This window comes from Burkholderia sp. E168m22, from assembly GCF_001319805.1.
Taxonomy (GTDB): Bacteria; Pseudomonadota; Gammaproteobacteria; order Burkholderiales; family Burkholderiaceae; genus Burkholderia; species Burkholderia orbicola.
In genome coordinates, this window is sequence record NZ_BBSK01000022.1 from 159,717 (window position 1) to 184,419 (window position 24,703).

The 24,703-nt window shown below is 67.5% G+C and carries 23 protein-coding genes and 1 tRNA gene; 15 read left to right on the plus strand and 9 right to left on the minus strand.

What is annotated here, in order from left to right:
• Positions 1-18 precede the first annotated feature (18 nt).
• Complete coding sequence (locus tag AP428_RS07240) at positions 19-246, plus strand: hypothetical protein (protein WP_054927917.1); 228 nt, start codon at positions 19-21, stop codon at positions 244-246.
• A 104-nt stretch (positions 247-350) separates the two neighbouring features.
• Here AP428_RS07240 and AP428_RS07245 read toward each other — a convergent pair whose 3' ends face one another.
• Positions 351-647: a hypothetical protein gene (locus AP428_RS07245; RefSeq protein ID WP_011549602.1), complete on the minus strand. Its 297-nt coding sequence runs from the start codon at positions 645-647 to the stop codon at positions 351-353.
• 183 nt (positions 648-830) lie between these two features.
• Positions 831-917 (minus strand) — tRNA-Leu (locus AP428_RS07250).
• 235 nt (positions 918-1,152) lie between these two features.
• Between AP428_RS07250 and hpnD the strand changes: the two genes are divergently transcribed.
• Positions 1,153-1,986 (plus strand): presqualene diphosphate synthase HpnD, encoded by an 834-nt coding sequence (hpnD, locus tag AP428_RS07255; RefSeq protein WP_027810329.1) that lies wholly within the window; start codon positions 1,153-1,155, stop codon positions 1,984-1,986.
• 10 nt (positions 1,987-1,996) lie between these two features.
• Here the strand turns inward: hpnD and AP428_RS07260 are convergent, their stop codons facing one another.
• The 3 genes from AP428_RS07260 to AP428_RS07270 all read right to left on the minus strand — a co-directional run bounded on the left by AP428_RS07260 (position 1,997) and on the right by AP428_RS07270 (position 5,200).
• The gene (locus AP428_RS07260) at positions 1,997-3,217 is read right to left on the minus strand and encodes a DUF1501 domain-containing protein (protein WP_011549600.1); all 1,221 of its coding nucleotides are present in this window, start codon (positions 3,215-3,217) and stop codon (positions 1,997-1,999) included.
• Between the two features lie 67 nt (positions 3,218-3,284).
• Positions 3,285-4,787: a DUF1800 family protein gene (locus tag AP428_RS07265; RefSeq protein ID WP_011549599.1), complete on the minus strand. Its 1,503-nt coding sequence runs from the start codon at positions 4,785-4,787 to the stop codon at positions 3,285-3,287.
• Positions 4,788-4,921: 134 nt separating this feature from the next.
• Complete coding sequence (locus AP428_RS07270) at positions 4,922-5,200, minus strand: hypothetical protein (protein WP_006478566.1); 279 nt, start codon at positions 5,198-5,200, stop codon at positions 4,922-4,924.
• Positions 5,201-5,458: 258 nt separating this feature from the next.
• Here AP428_RS07270 and ompR point away from each other — a divergent pair, with 258 nt between their 5' ends.
• The 4 genes from ompR to AP428_RS07290 all read left to right on the plus strand — a co-directional run bounded on the left by ompR (position 5,459) and on the right by AP428_RS07290 (position 8,938).
• Positions 5,459-6,193, plus strand: a complete 735-nt coding sequence (gene ompR / locus AP428_RS07275) for a two-component system response regulator OmpR (protein WP_006478565.1) — start codon at positions 5,459-5,461, stop codon at positions 6,191-6,193.
• Between the two features lie 41 nt (positions 6,194-6,234).
• Positions 6,235-7,596 carry an ATP-binding protein gene (locus AP428_RS07280; RefSeq protein WP_011549598.1) on the plus strand — a complete coding sequence of 454 codons (1,362 nt, stop codon included), beginning with the start codon at positions 6,235-6,237 and terminating at the stop codon, positions 7,594-7,596.
• A gap of 189 nt (positions 7,597-7,785) precedes the next feature.
• Positions 7,786-8,334: a peroxiredoxin gene (locus tag AP428_RS07285; protein WP_006478563.1), complete on the plus strand. Its 549-nt coding sequence runs from the start codon at positions 7,786-7,788 to the stop codon at positions 8,332-8,334.
• 76 nt (positions 8,335-8,410) lie between these two features.
• Positions 8,411-8,938, plus strand: a complete 528-nt coding sequence (locus tag AP428_RS07290; protein ID WP_006478562.1) for a carboxymuconolactone decarboxylase family protein — start codon at positions 8,411-8,413, stop codon at positions 8,936-8,938.
• Between the two features lie 127 nt (positions 8,939-9,065).
• On the opposite strand, the gene ispF is transcribed toward AP428_RS07290, so the two are convergent.
• The gene (gene ispF, locus AP428_RS07295; protein ID WP_006488015.1) at positions 9,066-9,551 is read right to left on the minus strand and encodes a 2-C-methyl-D-erythritol 2,4-cyclodiphosphate synthase; all 486 of its coding nucleotides are present in this window, start codon (positions 9,549-9,551) and stop codon (positions 9,066-9,068) included.
• Between the two features lie 29 nt (positions 9,552-9,580).
• Positions 9,581-10,291 (minus strand): 2-C-methyl-D-erythritol 4-phosphate cytidylyltransferase, encoded by a 711-nt coding sequence (ispD, locus tag AP428_RS07300; RefSeq protein ID WP_006478560.1) that lies wholly within the window; start codon positions 10,289-10,291, stop codon positions 9,581-9,583.
• A 107-nt stretch (positions 10,292-10,398) separates the two neighbouring features.
• Between ispD and mfd the strand changes: the two genes are divergently transcribed.
• The 4 genes from mfd to AP428_RS07320 all read left to right on the plus strand — a co-directional run bounded on the left by mfd (position 10,399) and on the right by AP428_RS07320 (position 16,854).
• The gene (mfd, locus tag AP428_RS07305; RefSeq protein WP_011549595.1) at positions 10,399-13,869 is read left to right on the plus strand and encodes a transcription-repair coupling factor; all 3,471 of its coding nucleotides are present in this window, start codon (positions 10,399-10,401) and stop codon (positions 13,867-13,869) included.
• A gap of 104 nt (positions 13,870-13,973) precedes the next feature.
• The gene (gene argE / locus AP428_RS07310) at positions 13,974-15,194 is read left to right on the plus strand and encodes an acetylornithine deacetylase (protein WP_011549594.1); all 1,221 of its coding nucleotides are present in this window, start codon (positions 13,974-13,976) and stop codon (positions 15,192-15,194) included.
• A 60-nt stretch (positions 15,195-15,254) separates the two neighbouring features.
• Positions 15,255-16,274 carry a threonine/serine dehydratase gene (locus AP428_RS07315; protein WP_054927918.1) on the plus strand — a complete coding sequence of 340 codons (1,020 nt, stop codon included), beginning with the start codon at positions 15,255-15,257 and terminating at the stop codon, positions 16,272-16,274.
• Between the two features lie 145 nt (positions 16,275-16,419).
• Positions 16,420-16,854 (plus strand): DUF3574 domain-containing protein, encoded by a 435-nt coding sequence (locus tag AP428_RS07320; protein WP_011549592.1) that lies wholly within the window; start codon positions 16,420-16,422, stop codon positions 16,852-16,854.
• 82 nt (positions 16,855-16,936) lie between these two features.
• On the opposite strand, the gene AP428_RS07325 is transcribed toward AP428_RS07320, so the two are convergent.
• Positions 16,937-19,456, minus strand: coding sequence for a penicillin-binding protein 1A (locus AP428_RS07325; protein ID WP_011549591.1), 2,520 nt, complete (start codon positions 19,454-19,456; stop codon positions 16,937-16,939).
• A 443-nt stretch (positions 19,457-19,899) separates the two neighbouring features.
• On the opposite strand from AP428_RS07325, the gene AP428_RS07330 reads away from it, so the two are divergent.
• From AP428_RS07330 to AP428_RS07345, 4 genes are all read left to right on the plus strand, one after another.
• Positions 19,900-20,580 (plus strand): PspA/IM30 family protein, encoded by a 681-nt coding sequence (locus tag AP428_RS07330; RefSeq protein ID WP_006478555.1) that lies wholly within the window; start codon positions 19,900-19,902, stop codon positions 20,578-20,580.
• 88 nt (positions 20,581-20,668) lie between these two features.
• Complete coding sequence (locus AP428_RS07335) at positions 20,669-21,850, plus strand: tetratricopeptide repeat protein (protein ID WP_011549590.1); 1,182 nt, start codon at positions 20,669-20,671, stop codon at positions 21,848-21,850.
• A 236-nt stretch (positions 21,851-22,086) separates the two neighbouring features.
• Positions 22,087-22,518, plus strand: coding sequence for a large conductance mechanosensitive channel protein MscL (gene mscL / locus AP428_RS07340; protein ID WP_006478553.1), 432 nt, complete (start codon positions 22,087-22,089; stop codon positions 22,516-22,518).
• Positions 22,519-22,851: 333 nt separating this feature from the next.
• Positions 22,852-23,298, plus strand: coding sequence for a hypothetical protein (locus AP428_RS07345; protein ID WP_006488003.1), 447 nt, complete (start codon positions 22,852-22,854; stop codon positions 23,296-23,298).
• Between the two features lie 66 nt (positions 23,299-23,364).
• Here the strand turns inward: AP428_RS07345 and AP428_RS07350 are convergent, their stop codons facing one another.
• On the minus strand, positions 23,365-24,258 hold the full coding sequence (locus AP428_RS07350) for an NAD(P)-dependent oxidoreductase (protein ID WP_011694309.1): 894 nt from the start codon (positions 24,256-24,258) through the stop codon (positions 23,365-23,367).
• A gap of 167 nt (positions 24,259-24,425) precedes the next feature.
• Between AP428_RS07350 and AP428_RS07355 the strand changes: the two genes are divergently transcribed.
• Entirely contained in the window at positions 24,426-24,635 is a 210-nt protein-coding gene (locus tag AP428_RS07355; protein ID WP_011549586.1) for a dodecin, read from the plus strand.
• The last annotated feature ends 68 nt before the right edge of the window (positions 24,636-24,703 follow it).

Sequence of the window (24,703 nt, forward strand, 5' to 3'; positions counted from 1 at the left end):
CGAGGCCGCACTCTTCCGATGAAATCGTCCCCGCGCGACAACGACAACACCAAAACGCGCCGCCAGCCGTCGAAGCTGGTCCTGAACATCGCCGCCGTGACGGTCGGGCTCATCACGTTCGCGATCGGTGCGGCGTGGGTGATCTACAGCTGGGTCGTCGATCGCGAAGCGCAGTATTTCGCGATTCCGCTGGTGTTCTCGGTACCGGTGATCATGGCCGTCGCGATCCGCAGCTTCTGGGAATAGGCGCACCGGGCACGACGAAGCGCCGCGGTCAGGCAACGCGCGGCGCTTCGTATCGTGTTTGCTTCAGCTGAAGCGGCGCGCTCCGCGATCCGCTTGCCAGCGAATCACAGGCCAGGCAGCGGACACGGATTCGGGGCTGCGCCCTGATATCCGCCGGCGACGGCACCCAGCGCGGCGCCGGCCGCCAACGTGCCGAGCGTTTTCAGCACGCCCTCGGTCGACAGCGGCTGGCCGTTGCCCGATATTGGGCGCCCCGAGTACGCGGTGCATGCCGACGACGATGCGACCGTCTTCACGGGTTTGGCGCTCCACGCGATATTGTCGGCAGGCGTATTGGCGAAGGCCGGCGCGGCCAGCATCAGCGCCAGAATGGAAATCGGGATACGGAAGGTGTGTTGCATCGGTGGCCCCTCGGTGTCGTCGTGCTGCTTGTATGAAAAGCGAGCACGATATTACACGCGGCCGATTGCTCGGACGAGGTCCGGATGTGTGGCGAGGAAGCCGGCATCAACAAAAAAGCGCTGCGGTCAGCCGACCGGCAGCGCTTTTTCGCGAACGGCCCCTGACAGGGTACGTTCGACTTCTGGTGCGTGAGGCCGGACTCGAACCGGCACACCCTTGCGGGCGTCAGGACCTAAACCTGGTGCGTCTACCAATTTCGCCACTCACGCGCATTTCCGTCGCCTGATCGCGCGGGACGCAAGATGCGTGCTCCACGCGCCCGGGACTTCACGCCGGCCCGAAAACCGGCACGCCCGATCAGGCGAGCGCGAGATTCTACCCGATCCGTGCGGCGTTGTCTCGCCCCGCCGGCGCCCATCGTGCCGCGGTGCTAGAATGCCGCGCTCGACGTTTCGGCAGCGCGCCGCCGCGCGTCCCCCGAACCTGCCCCACCCGATCTCGCCCGTGAACTTCGACGACTACTGTCAGCAAAAGGCCGCCCCCGCCGGCTCGAGCGTCTACTACGCGCTGCGCCAGGCGCCGCTCGCCACGCAGCCGCGCCTGACCGCGCTGTTCGCGCTGCGCCGCGAACTCGAGGAAACCGTCAAGGAAACCAGCGATCCGACCGTCGGACACACGAAGCTCGCGTGGTGGCACAAGGAACTCGCCGCACTGGCCGACGGGCAGCCGTCGCACCCGGTCACGAAGGCGCTCGCGCAGCATCATCCGGCGATCGCCGCCGAAGCCGACGCACTGCGCACGCTCGTCAACGGTTACGGGATGGACCTCGAACAGGCGCGCTACCTCGACTTCGCGAACCTGCAGCGCTATATCGCGCAGGTCGGCGGCACCTTCGCGTCGCTGGTCGCGCGCGCCAGCTCGGCGAACCCGGCCGACCCGCAGCCGTGGGCAGCGGACGTCGGCCGCGCGCTGATGCTCGCGCAATTCGTGCAGGAGCTCGGCAACGACGCGCGCCACGGCCGCATCTATCTGCCGATCGACGAACTGCAGCGCTACAACGTGACCGCGGCCGATCTGCTGAACCGCCGCTACAGTCCGGCCTTCACCGAATTGCTGCAATTCCAGACGACCCGCGCGCGCGACGCGCTCGCGGCGGCCGATGCGGCGATTCCCGCCACCGAACGCCGCGCGCAGCGCACACTGCGGGCACAAATCGCGCTGGCCGGCGCGCTGCTCGACGAAATCGCGCGCGACGGCTACCAGGTGCTGCACCAGCGCATCGCGCTCACGCCGATCCGCAAGCTGTGGATCGCGTGGCGCGCCGCGCGTCGCCGCTGAGCGGCCCGCATCACGCCTTCAGCAGCGGCAGCGTGTCGAAACGCTGCTGCAGCACGCGCGTCGCATCGAGCCCCCACCAGGACCCAAGCACGGTCGCGTAAAGCTGGCGAAAATCGACCGCGACCGGCAGGTTGCCGTTGCCGTCGAGCCGCCCGAGCGCCGGCGGCGCGCCGTACAGTCCGCCCGACACGCGGCCGCCCATCACGAAATGCGGCGCGGCCGTGCCGTGATCGGTGCCGTTGCTCTGGTTCTCGCGCACGCGCCGCCCGAATTCCGCATACGTCATCACGAGCGTCTCGTTCCAGCGCCCGAGTTCGATCAACGCCGCGCGCATCGCGCTCATCCCTTCCGCGAACTGCTTGAGCAGCGCGGCCTGCTGCCCCGGCTGGTTCTGGTGTGTGTCGAAACCGTTGAGCGTCAGGCGCAGCACCGCGACCCCATCCTGCGCGCCGGGCCCGGACGCTTCGCACGCGGCCAGCACCTGCATCGCGGTCTTGACCGACGTGCCGAACGCGCCAGCCGGAAAGGCCGTCCTGAATTCCCGCATCCCGCCGCGCGGGCGCAGCCGGTCGGCCGCCTTCACGATGTCGTTCTCGACGTCGATGATGTGCGCGAGCGCCGGGTTCTGCTCGCGCAGCGACGACGGCTCGGCGAGCCGGGCCGCGCGGATGAACTGCGCGGGATTGACGAGTGCGATCGCGCGCGCGCCGTTCGACAGCGGTCCCATCTCGGCGCTGCCGAGCACGACGCCGTCCGCGGCGAAACCGGGCGGCACGGGCGCCTGCGCGAACGTGCGCGTGAGCCAGCCTTCGTGCAGGTACTGATCCGAGCGCGATGCGGTGTCCCAGATCTCGATCGAACGGAAATGCGACAGGTTCGGCTGCGGATAGCCGACACCCTGCACGATCGCGACCTGTCCGTCGCGCCACAGCGGCATCAGCGGCGCGAGCGACGGGTGCAGCCCCGTCTGCGCGTCGAGCTGCAGCACCTGCTCGCGCTTGATGCCGATGCTGCGCCGGAACTGGTAGTACAGCGGGTCGGCATACGGCACCACCGTGTTGAGGCCGTCGTTGCCGCCCTTCAGCTCGACGAGGATCAGCACGTTCGCATACCCGGCCGCGGCCTTGCGCCCCGCCTGCGTCGCGGCGGCCGCCATCGCGGGCGCTTGCCACATCGACACACCGGCCGCCGCCGCGGCGCCCGTCAGCGTCAGAAAATCACGTCGGTTCATCGCACATCCTCTGGTTCGCCGCCCGGCGCGTTGGCCGCGGCGACTGTCCGCTTCGTCGTCGTTCGCATCATTTCAGTTGATAGGCCGGATCCATCAGCAGCGCCTCGAGATACGCGCTGCCGGTCGAATCCGTGTCGATCGCCGCGACCGGCGAGAGTTGCAGCACCGCGTGCTGCAACTGCAGTTCGGTCGACAATCCCGCGATCGCCTGCGGCCGCGCCCGATACTGGGCCAGCCAGCGCTCGAGGTCGAAACGCAGTCCGCCGCGCGCGGGCTTCGCGGGCGTGCCGCGCGGGCCGGCGCCGGACGCCGCGTCGGCCACCGGCATCGCATGCGCACGCGCGTTCGGCGGCGGCGCGATCGTACGAGCCGGCGGTCGCATCCCGGCCGTCTCGGTCGCGCGGAACAGCTGCTCGACGAACTGCTTGCGCGACAGCAGCGTGGTGCTGTTGATCCACAGCGCGCCGCCCGGCCAGCCCTTCACGTTCGGCGGATAGAACAGGTTCTGCCCGAGCGTGCGCACGGTGTCCGCGAGCATCTGCGGATCGCCGTACGCCACGTCGAACAGCCGCACCGACCCGACGACGAATTCCGCCGGCGACTTGACCAGCACGCCGCGGTTGCGCGGATCCCAGAACGCGTCGGTCGACCACAGCGCGGCGAGCGCCGCGCGAATGTCGTAGCCGCTCGCGCGAAACCGTTCGGCCACCGCATCGAGCGTGCCGGGCTCCGGCGTATCGGACACGAACTCGCGCCACAGCTTGCCGGCGATGAAGCGCGCGGTGCCCGGCCGCTTCAGCAGGATGTCGAGAAAGTCGTCGCCGTCGAACGGCCCGGTTTCGCCGAGGATGGTCTTGTCGCCGGCATCGTGCCATTCGGGCCGCACCACGAAGCGCAGCGTGTCGGGATCGACGGTCCAGCCCGTCATCGCGCGCGCGGCTTCGGTCACGTCGTATTGCGTGTAGTGCCCTTCGCCGAGCGTGAACAGCTCCATCACCTCGCGCGCGAAATTCTCGTTCGGCCGCCCCTTGCGATTGCTCGCGCCGTCGAGATACTGGAGCATCGCCGGGTCCTTCGCGACCGCATGCAGCAGCGTGCCGAAGTTGCCGAGCGCCTCGCGGCGAAACAGCGCGTTCTGCGCGGCCATCGTCTGCGGGTACGGCACCTTGTCCTGCCCCGACGTGAAATGCCCATGCCAGAACAGTGTCATGCGTTCGGTGAGCGGCGACGGCGTCGCGACCATCTCGTTGACCCAGGCCGCCCGCAACGCATCGTAGCGGCGATTGCGCTCGCGCTGCTCGTCGCGCCGCATGTCGGGCGTCAGCGCCTGACGCTGCGCGCGCGTGGGCGGCGGCTCGGCGAGCCAGTCGGGCCACGTCGTGACGGGTTCGTGTCGCGCGCTGCCGAGCGTGTCGGCCACGACCTGCGCGCGCGTCATGCCGACGATGCGCGCGACCTCGGCGGGCGCGGGAGAGAAACCGGTGCGACTCAGGAAAAACAGCGCGTCGTCGGCATCGAGCGGCGACTGCATGGCAGGCGACGGCGCCGGTGCGGCAGCGTTCGCTTTCATCGTCATGGACTCCCGGAACGCACCGGCGGTGCGGATGCCCGTACAACGGCATTCGGCAGCCGAAAGTTGACGGAAAAAGTGCTACGAATTCTTTCCGCGCGGAGATTTCCGCGCAAGGCGAACGACGGCACGCGTCAGCGCTTGTACAACTCGCGAACGGCGTCTTCGATGTGCTGGCGTAACAGGTGCCGCTCTTCGGGCGTCATGTGCCCGTCGCGGCGGCGCTGTTCGAGATCGGGAGGCACGGCGGAACGGACCGTCATATCGGCGGCGCGATCGGGCTGCGGCGCTTTGCCGCGCGGCAGCTTGCGCGACGATGCGCCCTGCTCGGGGCGCTGCGCATACGCGAAGTTCGACGCATACGGACCGGCAAGCGCGATCGTCAGCATCAGTGCAATCCGGGCAGATCGCATGACCGTCCTCGCTTCTTTGGTCGATTTGTTCCCTTCGTCACGCGGCAACCGGTTACCTCTGGTACTTGAAAAACCCTGCGGAATTCGGGTGTACAAAGATGAAAGATGGAGTGCAGGGGAGTATCTACCGAATTTCGGCTTCGAGTAAAGGAATCTCTATAGCCTGCCTTTACTCGGCGCGACACTACGGGTAAATTTTGTAACCGACTGTAACGCACGAAAATCCCCGGCCGTGCGTCAATTCCCATTCGCGATAAGATGCCGATCATGGAAACGAAAAACCCCTCCAAGATTCTCGTCGTCGACGACGACCCTCGCCTGCGCGATCTGCTGCGCCGCTATCTCGGCGAACAGGGTTTCAACGTCTACGTCGCGGAAAACGCGACCGCGATGAACAAGCTCTGGGTGCGCGAGCGTTTCGACCTGCTCGTGCTCGACCTGATGCTGCCCGGCGAGGACGGCCTGTCGATCTGCCGCCGGCTGCGCGGCAGCAACGACCGCACGCCGATCATCATGCTCACCGCGAAGGGCGAGGACGTCGATCGCATCGTCGGCCTCGAGATGGGCGCCGACGATTACCTGCCGAAGCCGTTCAACCCGCGCGAACTGGTCGCGCGCATTCACGCGGTGCTGCGCCGCCAGGCGCCGGCCGAACTGCCGGGCGCCCCGTCGGAAACCACCGAGGTGTTCGAGTTCGGCGAATTCTCGCTGAATCTCGCCACGCGCACGCTGACGAAATCCGGCCAGGAAATTCCGCTGACCACCGGCGAATTCTCGGTGCTGAAAGTGTTCGCGCGTCATCCGCGCCAGCCGCTGTCGCGTGAAAAGCTGATGGAGCTCGCCCGCGGCCGCGAATACGAAGTGTTCGACCGCAGCCTCGACGTGCAGATCTCGCGCCTGCGCAAGCTGATCGAACCCGATCCGGGCAGCCCGCGCTTCATCCAGACCGTCTGGGGCCTCGGCTACGTGTTCATCCCGGACGGCGCCGCCTGAGCTTTTTCCTTCCCGGCTTCGCCCCGTCCACGGCCCGTCCCATGCGTATCGACCGGCGCCTTTTGCAGCTCGCGTTCGGCGGGCTGTTCTGGCGCACCTTCCTGCTGATCGCGCTGCTGATCTCGGTCAGTCTCGCCGCGTGGTTCCAGAGCTTTCGCGTGATCGAGCGCGAGCCGCGTGCGCAGCGCGTCGCGCTGCAGCTCGTCGCGGTCGTGAAGCTCACGCGCACCGCCCTGCTCTATTCCGATCCCGACTTGCGGCGCGCGCTGCTGCAGGATCTCGAGAGCAACGAGGGCGTGCGCGTGTACCCGCGCGAGAAAACCGACAAGTTCAAGCTGCAGCCCGACGAATCGCTGAATCGCCTGATCGAACACGACATCCGCAGCCGTCTCGGCGACGATACCGTGATCGCGCAGTCGGTCAACGACATTCCCGGCGTGTGGATCAGCTTCAAGATCGACGACGACGACTACTGGGTCGCGCTCGACCGCGACCAGCTCGACAACGTCACGGGCCTGCAGTGGGCCGGCTGGGGGCTGTTCGCGCTCGCGCTGTCGCTGTTCGGCTCCGCGTTCATCACGAGCCTCGTGAACCGGCCGTTCTCGCGGCTCGCGCTCGCCGCGCGCCAGGTCGGTTCGGGCCAGGCGCCCGAGCCGCTGCCCGAGCGCGGGATGGGCGTCGCGGCCGAAACCAACCGCAGCTTCAACCAGATGGTGCGCGACCTCGAACAACTCGAGGCCGATCGCGCGCTGATGCTCGCGGGCATCTCGCACGACCTGCGCACGCCGCTCGCGCGGCTGCGGCTCGAAACCGAGATGAGCCCGTCCGACCAGGCGACCAAGGACGCGATGGTCGACGACATCGAACAGATGGACCGCATCATCGCGGCCTTCATCGACTACGCGCGCCCGTCGCAGCGCAAGCCTGAGCCGGTCGACCTGTCGTCGATCGCGCACGAAGTCGCCGCGCGCGTGTCGGGCGAGGACGGCGTCGAGATCCGCACGCGGCTCGCGCCGAGCGCGATCATCGAAGCCGACGAAACCGACATGCGCCGCGTGATCGGCAATCTCGTCGAGAATGCGCGCAAATACGGCCAGAGCAAGCAGGACGGCATCTCGCGCATCACGCTCGAGACGCGCGTGTCGCATGCGCGCGTCGAGCTGTCGGTGAGCGACGAAGGCCCCGGCATCCCCGAGGATCAACTGCCGCTCGTGATGCGGCCGTTCTACCGCGTCGACACCGCGCGCACCAAGGCGGACGGCACGGGCCTCGGGATGGCGATCGTGCTGCGGCTCGTCGGCCGCTACCGCGGCGCGCTGCGCCTGCGCAACCGCCACCCGGACGCCGGCCTCGAAGTCACGCTCGAATTCCCCGGTGCCGGCAAGGCGCGTGCGACCGCGTGACGCGTTCGCGCACGCATCTTGCGCGTCACACTATCGACGCGGTTGACAAAAGCTATGAGAGTCGTTAGTCAAAATCTATTGAAGCGACTTGCCAATAGTGTTATAGTTTTACCCATGCTGTCACATCATCGTTGCAGCACCGAGGTAGCTTGACTCAGTCTTCTTCCCAACTCACACAGGAGTATCCGCATGAAAACCGTGGGCGATAAACTCGAAGCTTTCACCGTCGTAGCCGCGAAGCCGGGCTTCAATAATCACGAGGAAAACGGCCAGTCGGCGTTCGAGACCGTCACCGAAGCGTCGTTCCCGGGCAAGTGGAAGATCATCTACTTCTATCCGAAGGATTTCACGTTCGTGTGCCCGACGGAAATCGTCGAATTCGCGAAGCTCACGAAGCAGTTCGAAGAGCGCGACGCCGTCCTGCTCGGCGGCAGCTCGGACAACGAATTCGTCAAGCTCGCATGGCGCCGTGAACACAAGGATCTCGACAAGCTGAACCACTACTCGTTCGGCGACGTCAAGGGCGAACTGATCGACCAGCTCGGCGTGCGCGACAAGGAAGCCGGCGTGGCCCTGCGTGCAACGTTCATCGTCGATCCGGACAACACGATCCAGCACGTTTCGGTGAACAACCTGAACGTCGGCCGTAGCCCGGAAGAAGTCCTGCGCATTCTGGACGGCCTGCAAACGGACGAACTCTGCCCGTGCAACCGCGCAGTCGGCGGCGCCACGCTGTAAGCGTAGCAATGCACGAAGCCCGCGGCGCACGTCCTGCCTGCGGGCTTTTTTAACGGCCAACCCATAGGAGATATCAATGGAATTCATCGACTCGATTAAGGCACGTATCCCCGACTACGCGAAGGACATTCGCCTGAACCTCGACGGCACGATCTCGCGCTCGTCGCTCGAAGGCACCGACGCGGTCGGCGTGGCGCTGGCGGCGGCCATCGCGGCGAAGAGCACGGTGCTCGTGAAGACGATCCGCGAAGCCGGCGTGCTGTCGCCCGAAGAGACGAACGCCGTGCTGACGGCGGCCGCGCTGATGGGGATGAACAACACCTGGTATCCGTATGTCGAGATGGCCGACGACGCCGACCTGAAGACGCAGCGCGCCGAACTGCGGATGGGCGCGTATGCGACGCACGGCGGCGTCGACAAGCGCAAGTTCGAGATGTACGCGCTCGCCGCGTCGATCGTCGGCAAGTGCCACTTCTGCGTGAAGTCGCACTATGCGCTGCTGAAGAACGAGCAAGGGATGACCGTCACGCAACTGCGCGACGTCGGCCGCATCGCGTCGGTGATCAACGCCGCCGCGCAGGTGATCGCCGCCGAAGGCGAATAAGCGATCCGGCCGCGCGGCCGTGAGCCGCGCCTGCTGCAAACGAAAATGCCACGCATTCGCGTGGCATTTTTCATTTCGGCGGCACGGCGCCCGGCGCGCGGCGCGAACCGCACACCGCGACGGCCCGTCAGCCGCCCTGCTTGACCAGCAGCGCGGCGGCCTGCGCCTCGATCCCCTCGCCGCGACCGAGATAGCCGAGCTTCTCGTTGGTCTTCGCCTTCACGTTCACGCGCTCGAGCGGCAGCCCGAGATCCGCCGCGATGTTCGCACGCATCCCGTCGATATGCGGCGCGAGCTTCGGCGCCTGCGCGATCACGGTGCTGTCGACGTTCTGGATCGTGAAGCCGGCCGCCTTCACGCGCTCGGCGCACGCGCGCAGCAGCACGCGGCTGTCCGCGCCCTTGAACGCCGCGTCCGTGTCGGAGAAATGGCGGCCGATGTCGCCGAGCGCCGCCGCGCCGAACAGCGCGTCGGTGATCGCATGCAGCAGCACGTCCGCGTCCGAGTGGCCGAGCAGGCCGCGCTCGTACGGAATCGTCACGCCGCCGATGATGAGGGGGCGCCCTTCGACGAGCTGGTGCACGTCATAGCCTTGTCCGATTCTGAAATCCATGCGTAATCCGGTTTGAGATGGGGGGAAAGTCAGGAAGCGTTCGCGGGGCGCGCGAGGATCGCCTCCGCGAGCGCGAAATCTTCCGGGTACGTGACCTTGAAGTTGCGCAGGCTGCCCTGCACGACGCGCGGCGTGTGGCCGGCCCATTCGATCGCGCTCGCTTCGTCGGTCAGGTCGTGCCCTTCGCGCTGCGCCTGCAGGATCGCTTCGCGCAGCATGCCGATGCGGAACATCTGGGGGGTCTGCGCCTGCCACAGGGCGTCGCGCGACTCCGTGCGCGCGATCGCGTCACCGCCGGCCGGCACCCGCTTGAGCGTGTCGGCCACCGGCAGCGCGACGATCCCGCCGACCGGGTCGTCCTTAAGCGTCGCGACGAGCGTGCGGATCAGCTCGGGCGTGATGCCCGGGCGCGCGGCGTCGTGCACCAGCACCCAGTCGTGGTCGGTCGCGCCGAATTCGGCCAGTTCCAGCAGCCCGTTGAGCACCGACGCCTGCCGCGAGCCGCCGCCGCAGCGGCGCACCGCGAAGCGCAGGCCCGCGAAGCGGCGTGCATCGAAATGGGAGTCGTCGGGCGCGAGCACGACCAGCGTCTGCGCGAACTCGCTGCACGCGTCGAACGCGGCAAGCGTGTAGTGCAGCAGCGCGCGGCCGGCCAGCGTGCGGTATTGCTTCGGCACGGCCGAACCGGAACGGCTGCCCGTGCCGGCGCAGGGAATCAGGGCAAAAAGTCGGGGAGTCACGAAAGGAAACGCCGGAAAGGTGAAATCGAGAAGCGGATTTTATAATAGGTCTTTCGTCTCGACCGGCGCACCGCGCTGCGCCCGTGCACGCCACCCCTGTCGTCCCTATGCCAGATAACGCTTCCATCCCGTCCGCTTCACCCGTTGCCCGCGTCAAGCCCGGCCAGCGTTTCGCCTTCGACGGCGCGCACGGCTCCGCCGACGCGCTCGCCATCGCCCGTTATCTCGCCGACAACCGCCAGGACGTGCCGCTCCTCGCGGTGATCTGCGCGAACGCGGTCGACGCGCAGCGGCTGTCGCAGGAAATCCGCTACTTCTCGCCCGACGCGCGCGTGCGCCTGCTGCCCGACTGGGAAACGCTGCCGTACGACACGTTCTCGCCGCACCAGGACCTCGTGTCCGAGCGGCTGGCCACGCTGCACGACCTCGGCGAGGGCCGCTGCGACATCCTGCTCGTGCCCGCCACCACCGCGCTGTACCGGATGCCGCCCGCGTCGTTCATGGCCGCGTACACGTTCGCGTTCGCGCAGGGCGAGCGGCTCGACGAGGCGAAGCTGAAAGCGCAGCTCACGCTGGCCGGCTACGAGCACGTGAGCCAGGTCGTGCGCCCCGGCGAATACTGCGTGCGCGGCTCGCTGATCGACCTGTACCCGATGGGCTCGCCGCTGCCGTACCGGATCGACCTGTTCGACGACCAGGTCGATTCGATCCGCGCGTTCGATCCCGACACGCAGCGCAGCCTCTACCCGGTGCGCGACGTGCGCCTACTGCCCGGCCGCGAGTTCCCGTTCGACGAAGCCGCGCGCACGGCCTTCCGCAGCCGCTGGCGCGAAACCTTCGAAGGCGACCCGAGCCGCGCGCCGATCTACAAGGACATCGGCAACGGCGTGCCGTCGGCCGGCATCGAGTATTACCTGCCGCTGTTCTTCGACGAGACGGCCACGCTGTTCCACTACCTGCCGCAGGACGCGCACCTCGTGTTCACCGGCGACCTCGAAGCGTCGATCCGCCGCTTCACGGCCGATACGAAGCAGCGTCACGCGTTCCTCGCGCACGATCGCGAGCGACCGATCCTCGAGCCGCAGCGGCTGTTCCTGTCCGACGAGGATTTCTTCGCGTTCGCGAAGCCGTTCGCGCGCGTCGTGCTGCCCGCGCAGCCGGCCGGCGGCTGGGCGACCGCCCTGCCCGAACTCACCGTCGACCGCCATGCGGACGATCCGCTCGCGTCGCTGCGCACGTTCGTCGAATCGTCGGGCAAGCGCGTGCTGCTGACGGTCGAATCGGCCGGCCGTCGGGAAACGATCCTGCAACTGCTCGCCGAACATCACCTGCGGCCGTCGTCGAACGACGATTTCGCGAGCTGGCTGGCGAGCGATGCGCGCTTCGCGCTCGGCGTCGCGCCGCTCGCGAACGGCTTCGCGGTGCCGGGCGAAGGCTATGCGATCGTCACCGAAACCGAGCTGTACGGCGCGCTCGGCCGCCGCGCGGGCCGCCGCCGGCAGGAACAGGCGAGCAACGTCGACGCGATGGTGCGCGACCTGTCCGAGCTGAAGGTCGGCGACCCGGTCGTCCACGCGCAGCACGGCATCGGCCGCTACATGGGCCTCGTGTCGATGGATCTCGGCGAAGGCGAGACCGAATTCCTGCATCTCGAATACTCGGGCGACAGCAAGCTCTACGTGCCCGTCGCGCAACTGCACGTGATCTCGCGCTACAGCGGCGCCGATCCCGACAGCGCGCCGCTGCACGCGCTCGGCTCCGGCCAGTGGGAGCGCGCGAAGCGCAAGGCCGCGCAGCAGATCCGCGACACGGCCGCCGAGCTGCTGAACCTGTACGCGCGCCGCGCGGCCCGTGAAGGCCACGCGTTCTCGCTCGACCCGCGCGACTACGTGAAATTCGCGGAAAGCTTCGGCTTCGAGGAAACGCCCGACCAGGCCGCGGCGATCGCGGCCGTGATCGGCGACATGACGAGCGGCAAGCCGATGGACCGCCTCGTGTGCGGCGACGTCGGCTTCGGCAAGACCGAGGTCGCGCTGCGCGCGGCGTTCATCGCGGTGCTGGGCGGCAAGCAGGTCGCGCTGCTGTCGCCGACCACGCTGCTCGCCGAGCAGCACACGCAGACCTTCGCGGACCGCTTCGCGGACTGGCCGGTGCGCATCGTCGAGCTGTCGCGCTTCAAGACCGCGAAGGAAGTGAGCGCGGCGATCGCTCAGATCAACGAAGGCAGCGTCGACATCGTGATCGGTACGCACAAGCTACTGTCGTCGGACGTGCAGTTCAAGCGTCTCGGCCTCGTGATCATCGACGAGGAACACCGCTTCGGCGTGCGCCAGAAGGAAGCGCTGAAGGCGCTGCGCGCGGAAGTCGACGTGCTGACGCTCACCGCGACGCCGATCCCGCGTACGCTCGGGATGGCGCTCGAAGGGCTGCGCGATTTCTCGGTGATCGCGACCGCGCCGCAGAAGCGGCTCGCGATCAAGACCTTCGTGCGCCGCGAGGAAGAAAGCGTGATCCGCGAGGCGATGCTGCGCGAACTGAAGCGCGGCGGCCAGGTGTACTTCCTGCACAACGAAGTCGAGACGATCGAGAACCGCAAGGCGATGCTCGAGGCGCTCGTGCCCGAGGCGCGCATCGTGATCGCGCACGGCCAGATGCACGAGCGCGAACTCGAACGCGTGATGCGCGATTTCGTCGCGCAACGCGCGAACGTGCTGCTGTGCACGACCATCATCGAGACCGGCATCGACGTGCCGAGCGCGAACACGATCATCATGCACCGCGCGGACAAGTTCGGCCTCGCGCAGCTGCACCAGTTGCGCGGCCGGGTCGGCCGCTCGCACCACCAGGCCTACGCGTACCTGCTGGTGCACGATCCGCAGTCGCTGACCAAGCAGGCGCAGCGCCGGCTGGAAGCGATCCAGCAGATGGAGGAACTCGGCTCGGGCTTCTATCTCGCGATGCACGACCTGGAGATCCGCGGCACCGGCGAAGTGCTCGGCGACAAGCAGTCGGGCGAAATCCACGAGATCGGCTTCCAGCTCTATACGGACATGCTGAACGACGCGGTGAAGGCGCTGAAGAACGGCAAGGAGCCCGACCTCACCGCCCCGCTCGCCGCGACGACCGAAATCAACCTGCATGCGCCCGCGATCCTGCCGGCCGATTACTGCGCGGACGTGCAGGAGCGGCTGTCGCTGTACAAGCGGCTCGCGAACTGCGAGCACGGCGACGCGATCGACGGCATCCAGGAAGAGCTGATCGACCGTTTCGGCAAGCTGCCGCCGCAGGCGCACGCGCTCGTCGAGACGCACCGGCTGCGGATCGCCGCGAAGCCGCTCGGCATCGTGAAGATCGACGCGAGCGAGGTCGCGATCGGGCTGCAGTTCGAGCCGAATCCGCCGATCGACCCGATGCGGATCATCGAGATGGTGCAGAAGCATCGCCACATCAAGCTCGCGGGCCAGGACAAGCTGCGCATCGAGACGCGCTCGCCCGATCTCGCGATCCGCGTGTCGACGATCAAGGAAACGCTGCGCGCGCTCGGCCCGAAACAGGGGGCGGCCGTCGCGGCCCGCTGACGCAATCCTGACGGGCGCGACGTTGCTGCACCGCATCGCGCCCGACGAAGGCGGGCAGGCGCGTTTTTGAGTATGATTTCCCATTCATCAGACGGAGTTTTGCCATGTCCACTCTCGACGCGACGGCGCCGTCCGCCGCAACCGAAGGCGATGCATCGCTCGTCAGCCTGCCCTGGGTCAAGCAACTCGTGTCGATGGACACGACGAGCCGCGTGCCGAACCTCGGCCTGATCGAAACGGTACGCGACGCGCTCGCCGCGAAGGGCATCGCGTCGACGATCACGCACGATCCGCGTGAAGGCTGGGCGAACCTGTTTGCCACCGTGCCCGCGCACGACGGTTCGACGAACGGCGGCATCGTGCTGTCGGGCCACACCGACGTCGTGCCGGTCGACGGCCAGCAATGGGACAGCAACCCGTTCGCGCCGGAAATCCGCGACGGCCGCCTGTACGGCCGCGGCACCTGCGACATGAAGGGCTTCATCGGCGCGGCGCTCGCGCTGCTGCCCGAGATGCAGGCGACGAAGCTCGCGAAGCCGATCCATTTCGCGCTGTCCTACGACGAGGAAATCGGCTGCGCGGGCGCGCCGCTGATGATCGCCGATCTCGTGAAGCGCGGCGTGCAGCCGTCCGGCTGCATCGTCGGCGAGCCGACCAGCATGCGGCCGATCATCGCGCACAAGGGCATCAACGCGTACCGCTGCTGCGTGCGCGGCCACGCCGCACATTCGTCGCTGACGCCGAAGGGGCTCAACGCGATCGAGTATGCGGCGCGCCTGATCTGCCACATCCGCGACATCGCTGAGCGCTTCCGTGCCGAAGGCCCGTTCGACGAACTGTACGACGTGCCGTTCACCACCGCGCAGACGAGCACGATCCAGGGCGGCAACGCGATCAACACGGTGCCGGCCGAGTGCCGCTTCGACTTCGAATTCCGCAACCTGCCGACGCTCGATCCCGAGCAGATCTTCACGCGCATCGAAGCGTATGCGCAGGAAACGCTGCTGCCGCAGATGCTGCGCGAACATCCGAACGCCGCGATCGAATTCTCGAAGATCGCCGCGGCGCCCGGCCTCGACGCGACCGAGCAAGCCGCGATCACGCAGCTCGTGCGCGCGCTGACGGCCGACCAGGACAAGCGCAAGGTCGCGTACGGCACCGAGGCCGGGCTGTTCGCCCGCGCGGGCATTCCGAGCGTCGTGTGCGGGCCCGGCAACATCGAGCAGGCGCACAAGCCGAACGAATATGTCGAGCTCGCGCAGCTCGCCGGCTGCGAGCAGTTCCTGCGCAAGTTCATTCGCAGCATGTCGGTCGACCCGCACTGACTGCCTCCCGCCACGCCGGCCCGCGTGTGCGGGTCGGCCCACTCCGCCACCCGCCACGTCATGTCGACTGAACAACAGGGCACTGCCCATACGACGATCGACGGCGAGCCGATTCCGACGCTCGACGAAATCGCCGCGCAGCATTTCGCGCTGTCACCCTGGGTCGCGCGCACGCCCGTGTTCGAGCGCGCCGATCTGCCCTCCCTCGAAGGCACGCACGTCAACTTCAAGTTCGAGCTGTTGCAGGCGAGCGGCAGCTTCAAGGCGCGCGGCGCGTTCACGCACCTGCTCGCGCTCGACGAAGACCGCAAGAACGCGGGCGTCACCTGCGTATCGGCCGGCAATCATGCGGCAGCCGTCGCGTATGCGGCGATGCGGCTCGGCAGCAGCGCGAAGGTCGTGATGTTCCATACCGCGAGCCCGACGCGCATCGCGCAGTGCAAGCAGTACCGCGCGGAAGTCGTGCTGGCAGGCAGCGCGTCGCAGGCGTTCGATCTCGTGCGGCGCATCGAGGCCGAGGAAGGCCGCTTCTTCATTCATCCGTTCACCGGCTATCACACGATCCTCGGCACCGCGACGCTCGGCTACGAATGGGCGACGCAGACGCCGGACCTCGACGCGGTGATCGTGCCGATCGGCGGCGGCGGGCTCGCGGCCGGCATGGCGACCGCGCTGCGGCTCGCGAATCCGCGTGTGCACGTGTACGGCGTCGAGCCGGAAGGCGCCGACGCGATGAGCCGCAGCTTCGCGGCCAATCACACGATCAAGATGAGCGCGATGCAGACGATCGCCGATTCGCTGATGGCGCCGCATACCGAGGAATACAGCTACCAGCTGTGCCGGCGCCACCTCGACCGCATCGTCACCGTCTCCGACGACGCGCTGCGCGCCGCGATGCTGTTCCTCTTCTCGCACCTGAAACTGTCGGTCGAGCCGGCCTGCGCGGCCGCGCTCGCCGCGCTGCTCGGCCCGCTGCGCGAAACGCTGCAGGGCAAGCGCGTCGGCGTGCTGCTGTCGGGCACGAATACCGACCCCGCCACGCTCGGCATGCATCTCGCGCACGCGCAACTGCAGCACTGATCGCGCAGTGCGCCTGCGCCGGCCATCCTAGGGTTATCCCCAGATTATGTTGACAGCCCTGTTGATAACCCGCCGGACCCGCACGCAAGTGGTTGAGCGCGCAGCGTTTTGCACGCGCGAAGGTCGATCGTCACGAAATGGGCAGATGCGGCGGCTGGCCGCATGCGCGGCGGCGCTCGCGCTGCTCGCCGGTTGCGCGGCAGCGCCCTCGTCCATCTCGGGCGCGCAACCGGCATCCTGCACGCAACCGGGCGAAAGCCGCATGCTGCAGGCCGACCTGCTGTTCGGGCGCGACATCGCCGGGCGCGGTCCCGTCACCGATGCCGAACGCGCGGCATTCCTCGCCGACACGGTCACGCCGCGCTTTCCCGACGGCCTCACCTACTGGGACACGCACGGCCAGTGGCGCGACCGCTCGACCGGTGGCGTCACGCGCGAAGACAGCTTCGTGATCCGTATCATCGCCGACGATACGCCGGACACGCGCACACGGCTCGCTGCGATCCGGCAAGCGTACGTCCAGCGATTTCACCAGCAATCGGTCGGCATGACCGTCGTGCCGGCCTGCGCGTCGTTCTGATTCGACGTCTTCCGCTGCCGGCCGCGGATAAAAAACGGGCGCCCGAAGGCGCCCGTCGCATGGCTGAAGAACAGCGCACCGCCTACTTGCTCTCGAACATGTCCATGATCTGCTGCTTCTCCTGCGGCGTGACGGGCGGCGGCGCCAGCCCGGCCGCGCCGGCCGAACCGAGGGCGTCGTTCGCGCTGATCGCGTTCTCCGCCGGGTTGATGTCGACGTTCGCGACGAAGCCGTTGCCCGGCGTGCGATCGGCGTAGTACAGCTCGCCGTCGATCGTCGTCAGGCCGTCCGGCATCGGCATCTGCTGCTCGGGCACGCCGTTCAGCGCGGTGCGCATGTAGTTCACCCAGATCGGCAGCGCGAGCTGCGCGCCGAATTCGCGGCTGCCCAGGCTCTTCGGCTGGTCGAAGCCCATCCACGCGACCGCGACGAGCGACTGCTGGTAGCCGGCGAACCAGCCGTCCTTCGCATCGTTCGTCGTACCCGTCTTGCCCTGCAGGTCGTTGCGGCCCAGCGCGTTGGTGCCCGCGCCCGTGCCGGCGGTCGCGACCGAATGCAGCAGGCTGTTCATCACGTACGCGTTGCGGCCTTCGATCGTGCGCGGCGCCGTGCCGCCCGCGACCACCGGCTGCGACTTCTGCAGCGGCTGGCCGCGCGCGTCGTCGACTTCGGCGATCAGGTACGGATCGACCTTGTAGCCGCCGTTCGCGAACACCGCGTAGCCGGTCGCGAGCTGCAACGGCGTCACGAGGCCCGCGCCGAGCGCCATCGGCAGGTAAGGCGGCGTCTTCGCCGGATCGAAACCGAAGCGCTGCGTCACGTACTGCTGCGCGTACTGCGTGCCGATCGACGCGAGGATCCGGATCGACACCAGGTTCTTCGAACGCTGCAGGCCGGTGCGCATCGTCATCGGGCCGTCCGGCTGATCGTCGTCCTTCGGCTCCCACGCGGTGCCGCCCGGCACGCTCGGCGGGAAGTACAGCGGCGCGTCGTTGATCATCGTCGCCGGCCCGAGCCCCTTGTCGAGCGACGCCGAGTAGATGAACGGCTTGAACGATGAGCCCGGCTGCCGCCACGCCTGCGTCACGTGGTTGAACTTGCTCTTGTTGAAGTCGAAGCCGCCGACGAGCGAGCGGATCGCACCGTCCTGCGGCGCGATCGCGACGAGCGCGCCTTCGACCTGCGGCAGCTGCACCACCTGCCAGCCCGTCTTGCCGTCCTTCAGCACGCGCACGACCGAGCCCGGCTTGATACGCAGCGCGTTGTTCGCACGGGCGCCCAGCGCGGCCGACACGAAGCGCAGCCCGGCCGGGCCGATCGTCGTGGTCGCGCCGCCGACGAACTGCACCTCGACCGCGTTCGGCGATGCCGACAGCACGACCGCCGATTGCAGGTCGCCGTTGTCCGGGTGATCGGCGAGCGCATCGTCGATCGCCTCGTCGCGTTCGTCGCCGGCCGCAGGCAGGTTGATCGACGCTTCGGGGCCGCGATAGCCGTGACGGCGCTCGTAGTCGAGAATGCCGCGACGCACGGCCTGATACGCGGCTTCCTGGTCGGCCGAGTTGATCGTCGTCGTGACGGTCAGCCCGCGCGTGTAGGTTTCGTCCTTGTACTGCTGGTACATCATCTGCCGCACCATCTCGGCGACGTACTCGCCGTGCACCGCGTACTGGTTGCCCGGCGTGCGCACGTGGATCTCTTCCTTGATCGCCTCGTCGTACTGCGGCTGCGTGATGTAGCCGATGTCGAGCATGCGCTTCAGGATGTATTCCTGACGCACCTTCGCGCGCTTCGGATTGACGACCGGGTTGTACGCGGACGGCGCCTTCGGCAGCCCCGCGAGCATCGCCGCTTCCGCGAGCGTGATGTCCTTCAGGTCCTTGCCGAAATACACGCGCGCCGCGGCCGCGAAGCCGTACGAACGCTGGCCGAGATAGATCTGGTTCATGTACAGCTCGAGGATCTGGTCCTTCGTCAGGGCCTTCTCGATCTTGTACGCGAGCAGCATTTCGTAGATCTTGCGCGTGTAGGTCTTCTCGCTCGACAGGAAGAAGTTGCGCGCGACCTGCATCGTGATCGTGCTCGCGCCCTGGCGCGCGCCGCCGTGCATCAGGTCGGCCACGCCCGCGCGCAGGATGCCGAGGAAATCGACGCCGCCGTGCTCGTAGAAGCGGTAGTCCTCGATGGCGAGCACGGCCTTCTTCATCACGTCGGGAATGTCCTGGAAGCGCACGAGGCTGCGGCGCTCCTCGCCGAACTCGCCGATCAGCACGTGATCGGCGGTAAACACGCGCAGCGGCACCTTCGGCTGGTAATTGGTCAGCGCATCGAGCGACGGCAGTTGCGGCGCCATCACGACCAGCGCGTAGCCGACGATCAGCGCGCCGACGACCGCGAGCGTCGCGAACAGGCCGACGAACCACAGCGCGACGCGCGAACCGAACGTGCGCCGGCGCCCTCCACCGCCACTGCGCTGCTGCGCGCGGCGGCCGTCGTCGCGATCGTCGTCATCGGGGTAATAGGCTCCGGACGGCGAACGGCGCAGCGTGTAGTGGGGCTCGTTCCTGTCGGAAGAAGAAGGCGGTCGTTTGATAATTGGCATGTCGGAATGGCGGGCGTACGTGGCGCCCTCGGACGCATGCGGAAATGCAAGCGGATGAATCAGAGTGGGTGCATCGAGATGCGGCTGTCACGTCGACAGACCCCGCCGCGCGGCGATCCGTTCCCGCGACGTGACAGCGCATTTTAATGAAATCGACCGGGCGCCTTCGCGATTTTTTGTAAAAATTCCCGCAATGCCGTGATTTGCGGAACGTATTGTCGGCATCCTCGGCCTATGATGGACACGCGATACGGCACGCACGGGCGAATTTCTTTCAGTCGCGAAAGGTTTGGCCTCCTGATGCGCGAGCCGCTTGAACTCGCGCGTTTAAGCCGTATTTAAGTGAACCGGTGGTGTAATATCCGCCGGCTCACGCGGGCCGGAACCGGCTCGCGACGGGCATTGCCGCGGTCACGCGGCGCCTTTCAACCACGGAGGATTTCATGTCGCTTTTCGACTCTATTTCGCGCACGATCAAAGGCCTGCTGAACGATGCGGCCGATTCGGTACAGGATCCGTCGCGCGACGCACGGCAGATCGTGCGGGAGCTCGACGACAGCATCGGCCGTGCCGAGAATTCGCTGATCGAAATCGAGGCACAGGTCGCGACCCAGCGCAGCAAGCGCGATGCGGCCGACGACAAGGTCAGGAAGTACGAGGACGGCGCGAAGCGCGCGCTGCAGGGCGGCGACGAAGCGCTCGCCCGCGAGGCGCTCGCGGCCCAGTCGAACGCGGAAGCCGAGCGCGACGCGCTCGCGGCCGAGCTGACGACGCTCGAGCCGTCGGTCGAGAAACTGAAGGGGCAGATCGCCGACATGCGCCAGCGCCGCAACGATCTGAACGCACGCTCGAACATCCTGCAGGCGAAGCAGGAAATCGCGCAGGCGAAGGACGTCGCAGCCAGCGCGCTGGGCGGCATCGGCGGCAAGAACCTGTCCGAGGATTTCCAGAAGCTCGAGGACAAGGTCGCGCTGCAGAACGCACGCTCGGACGCACGCCTCAATTCGGCCGACACGTCGAGCGGCAAGGCGCTCGACGACAAGCTCGCCGCGCTGAACAAGGGCCCGTCGGTGGAAGATCGCCTCGCCGCACTGAAGAAGCAGCTCGATACGCCCGCGCAGTAACCCGCCGCGGGCCACCGCGCCGCGCCCCGGCCCGGGCGCGCGGCGCGAACCGATCGTCAGGAGACGGGCGCGTGCGCCCGGTTCGACCATGAAGAAATCTCTCGCCGCACTCGGCCTCTCGCTGATGTTGTTGTCGTCCGCCGCGTTTGCGGTCCCGTCGCTGCAGCAGGTCGAGCAATCGATCGCGCAGCGTAACTGGCAGCAAGCCGACACGCAGCTGTCGCAAGTCATCGATGCCCATCCGAACAACGCGCACGCGCGCTACCTGTATGCGCAGGTGCTGGACCGCGAGGGCCGCGCGTCCGACGCGCTCGCGCAACTGCAGCGCGCCAAATCGCTCGATCCGCAACTGAAGTTCACCGACGCGTCGCGCTTCGCGCAAACGGAGTCGCGCATTCGCGCCGACGCCGCGCGCGTGAGCGGCAACCCGCCGTCGGCCACGCAGGCCGGCACGCTGCAGCCGGGGCTCGCCCCCGCCGTCGCGCCGGCCGAGAAGCACGGTCCGTCGACCGGCATGTGGATCGGCCTCGGGCTGATCGTCGCCGTGATCGCGCTGGTGCTGCGCTGGACACTGCGGCGCGCGCGCACCACGGCCGACAACGGCCGCGCCGACGACGAGCGCCGCACGCAGCTCAAGCGTGCGACCGACGTGCTGAACGACATCCGGCCGCTCAAGCTCGATGCGAAGCTGTCGACGGCGCCCGGCGCCGCGGCGCTGACCGGCGAACTCGAAGCGATCGAGAACGACGCCCGCACGCTCGTCGAGACGCTGTCGAACGGCAAGAATCCGGTGCCGCCGTATCGCGTCGACGAGCTCGAACAGCGCCACGCCAGCGTGAAGGCGCGCGTCGAAGGCCGCCCCGACCCGGCCGCGCAGCCCGCGGCGCCGGCGAACGGCAGCGGCTCCGTGTACGCGCAGGAAGCCGATCGCATGACGGGCGCGCAAGGCCAGCCGTATCAGCAACAGCCCTACCCGCCGCAACAGCCCTATCCGCAACAGCAGCCGCCCGTCGTGATCCAGCAAGGCGGCGGTTTCGGCGGCGGCATGGGCGGGCTCCTGACCGGCGTGTTGCTCGGCGAAGCGATGTCGGGCGGCCGCGAACGCGTGGTCGAACGCGACGTGATCGTCGACGGCGACCACCGCAGGCAGGAAGCCGACCCGGGCTTCGATCTCGGCCGCGGCGACGATTCCAACTGGAGCGACGGCAGCGGCGGCGGCGGGATGGATCTCGGCAGCAACGACGACGGCTGGACCGACGACAACACCTGAGCCCCCGCACACCGGACGTCGACGTGCGCGTCGACGCCCGGCCTCCCCCGCCACGCCCGCCTGCATGACCGGCCGCGCCCGACGCGCGGATTTGTCAATCATTTCAAGATGGACTACCGGCAATGGGGCACGTTCGCTATCATGCGGCCATCGGCGTGCCACCGACCTCATTCGACGCAAAGCAATCCTGCGCGTCGCGGCACGCCTCCCTCGCCCCAACCAGGAGAAAGCCGCTCATGAGCATCATCAAGGAATTCAAGGAGTTCGCCGTCAAGGGCAACGTGATGGATCTCGCCGTCGGCGTGATCATCGGCGGCGCGTTCTCGAAGATCGTCGACTCGGTCGTGAAGGACCTCATCATGCCGGTCATCGGTGTGCTGACCGGCGGTCTGGATTTCTCGAACAAGTTCGTTCTGCTCGGCACCATCCCCCCGTCGTTCAAGGGTAATCCCGATTCGTTCAAGGACCTGCAGGCCGCGGGCGTCGCCGCATTCGGCTACGGCTCGTTCATCACGGTGGCGATCAATTTCGTGATCCTTGCGTTCATCATTTTCCTGATGGTGAAATTCATCAACAAACTGCGCAAGCCGGAAGAAGCCGCGCCGGCCGCGACGCCGGAAGACGTCGTGCTGCTGCGCGAGATCCGCGATTCGCTCAAGCAGCGCTGAGCGCCTCACGCGCCGCCCGCCAGGCCCGCCCCGTGCGGGCCTTTTTATTGCGCGCGCGATGCACCGCCGCATGCGGCGTATCTCACTTTTTTGTGACGAGCGAATGCACGCGCGGGAAAAGCAGGTCTATGATGGAGACTAAACGACAGTACGGGCGCCAAGACGCTGGCTGTGTCGATCATGGCGAGCAGGTCGACGGGAGACATTGATCGTCGTACTGCACGAATGCAGCATTTTCGTGTGCTATAAAGGATCGACATGCGGCGTACATAGCCGGGAGTGGGTCGCATGAAAGTGCCGCATTTCTTGCAATTGTTTTTGAGGCGAGTGTTTATGTCCTTCCCGAAAAAACGTCGGCGTGCGCCGCAGGATGGCCAGGAGTCGTTCCTCGCGGTCTTGCGCCACTCGAAACCGTTTGCCCAGCTCGACACCAAGATTGCCCGCGCCCGCGCGCAGGACGAACCCGTCCTCTATGCGCACGTGCTGCCCGGCCTCGACGTGCTCCTGTGCAGCGTGCGCGGCGCGCAGCCGCCTTATCCGGCCATTGCCGAGCTGCGCAAGCGCTGCATCGAATCGATCGCCAACGCGCTCGAGCAACCGCTCGACGGCCTCGAGAACGGCGGCTACTGGTACGAAGCGAACGGCTTCGGCTTCCTCGTCTTCGCGAGCCGTGCGCGTGCGCGCATCCTGCCCGAGTTTGGTGCAGGCACGAAGGCGAGCCTGCGCGGCGGCCTCGGCCGCCAGAACGCGGGCGACACGACACCCCGCTCGCTCGGCTGATCCGCCAGTCATTCGATGGGCCGCCTCCGCGCGGCCCATCTGCCATTCACACGCCCCGCTTGCCCGTCACGACACCTGCTGACGGCCGTTGTTCGGCCGCACGATGTCGATGAACGCGGCGAAATCGGCGCCGGCGAGCCCCTGCGCGGCGCCCAGCCTCAGCACCTGCTGCACGGTGGCCGACACGGGCATCACCGCGCCCGTGTCGCGCGCGGCGTCGGCAATGGCATCGACATCCTTCTGAAATGTACTCAGCGCGCCGATCGGTGGATGGCCACCCGACGTCATGCGCGGCACGAACGTCTGCAGCAGCACCGAATCGGCCCAGCCGCCGGCGAGCGCCTCGGCCAGCCGTGCGGCGTCGATGCCGCTCGCCTGCGCCAGCCCGACCGCCTCGGCGATCGCGGTCACCGTCGCGGTGACGATCGCCTGGTTGCACAGCTTCGCCGTCTGGCCCGCGCCCGCGTCGCCCATGTGCGTGATGCGCGACGCATACGTGTCGATCAGCGGGCGCACCGCGTCGAGATCGGCCGCGCGGCCGCCGGCCATCACCGCGAGCGTGCCGGCCTGTGCACCCGGCACGCCGCCGGACACCGGCGCATCGACCCAGCCGACCCCGAGTGCGGCCGCGCGCGCCGCGTAGTCGCGCGTGGCGGCGGGCGGAATGCTCGAATGATCGACGATGCGCTGCAGGCGGCGCGTGCTCGCGTCGCCGGAAAGCAGCCCGTGCTCACCGAACACGACGTCGCCGACCGCACGCCCGTCGAGCACGCACACGAACACCGTCTCGACGCGCTCGGCCAGCTCGCGCGGCGTGCCGACCACCTGCGCGCCGTCCTTCACCAGCGCCTCGGCCTTGTCGCGTGAGCGATTCCATACGCTGACGCGATGCCCGGCCGCCAGCAAATGCCGAATCATCGGCGCGCCCATCAATCCCGGTCCGCAAAATCCGACTTCCACGATGTTCCTCGTCTCCGATATGGGTTGCACTTGCCGCCCATCATACCTATCACTCAAGAAGCCGGGCACGCACGGCGCTGTAGCGGGACCGTAGCGGAACCGCTTCGGGACAGCTTCGGGACCGCGGCTTGCACCGGCAATACAGACCGATATCCCAGGGAGGCATCATGAGCGACCACGTGTACAAGTTGATCGAACTGACCGGTTCGTCGCAGCAATCGAGCGACGACGCGATTCGCAACGCGATCTCGAAAGCCGGCAAGACGCTGCACAACCTGCACTGGTTCCAGGTGACCGAAACGCGCGGCCACATCGAGGGCGATCAGGTCGTGCACTGGCAGGTCACGCTGAAGGTCGGCATGCGCATCGACGACTGACGCGCCCGCCGCCTCACCCGCCGCGCCGCGATCCGGATGCGCGCCCTGCGTGTCCGCGCGGCGCCGCG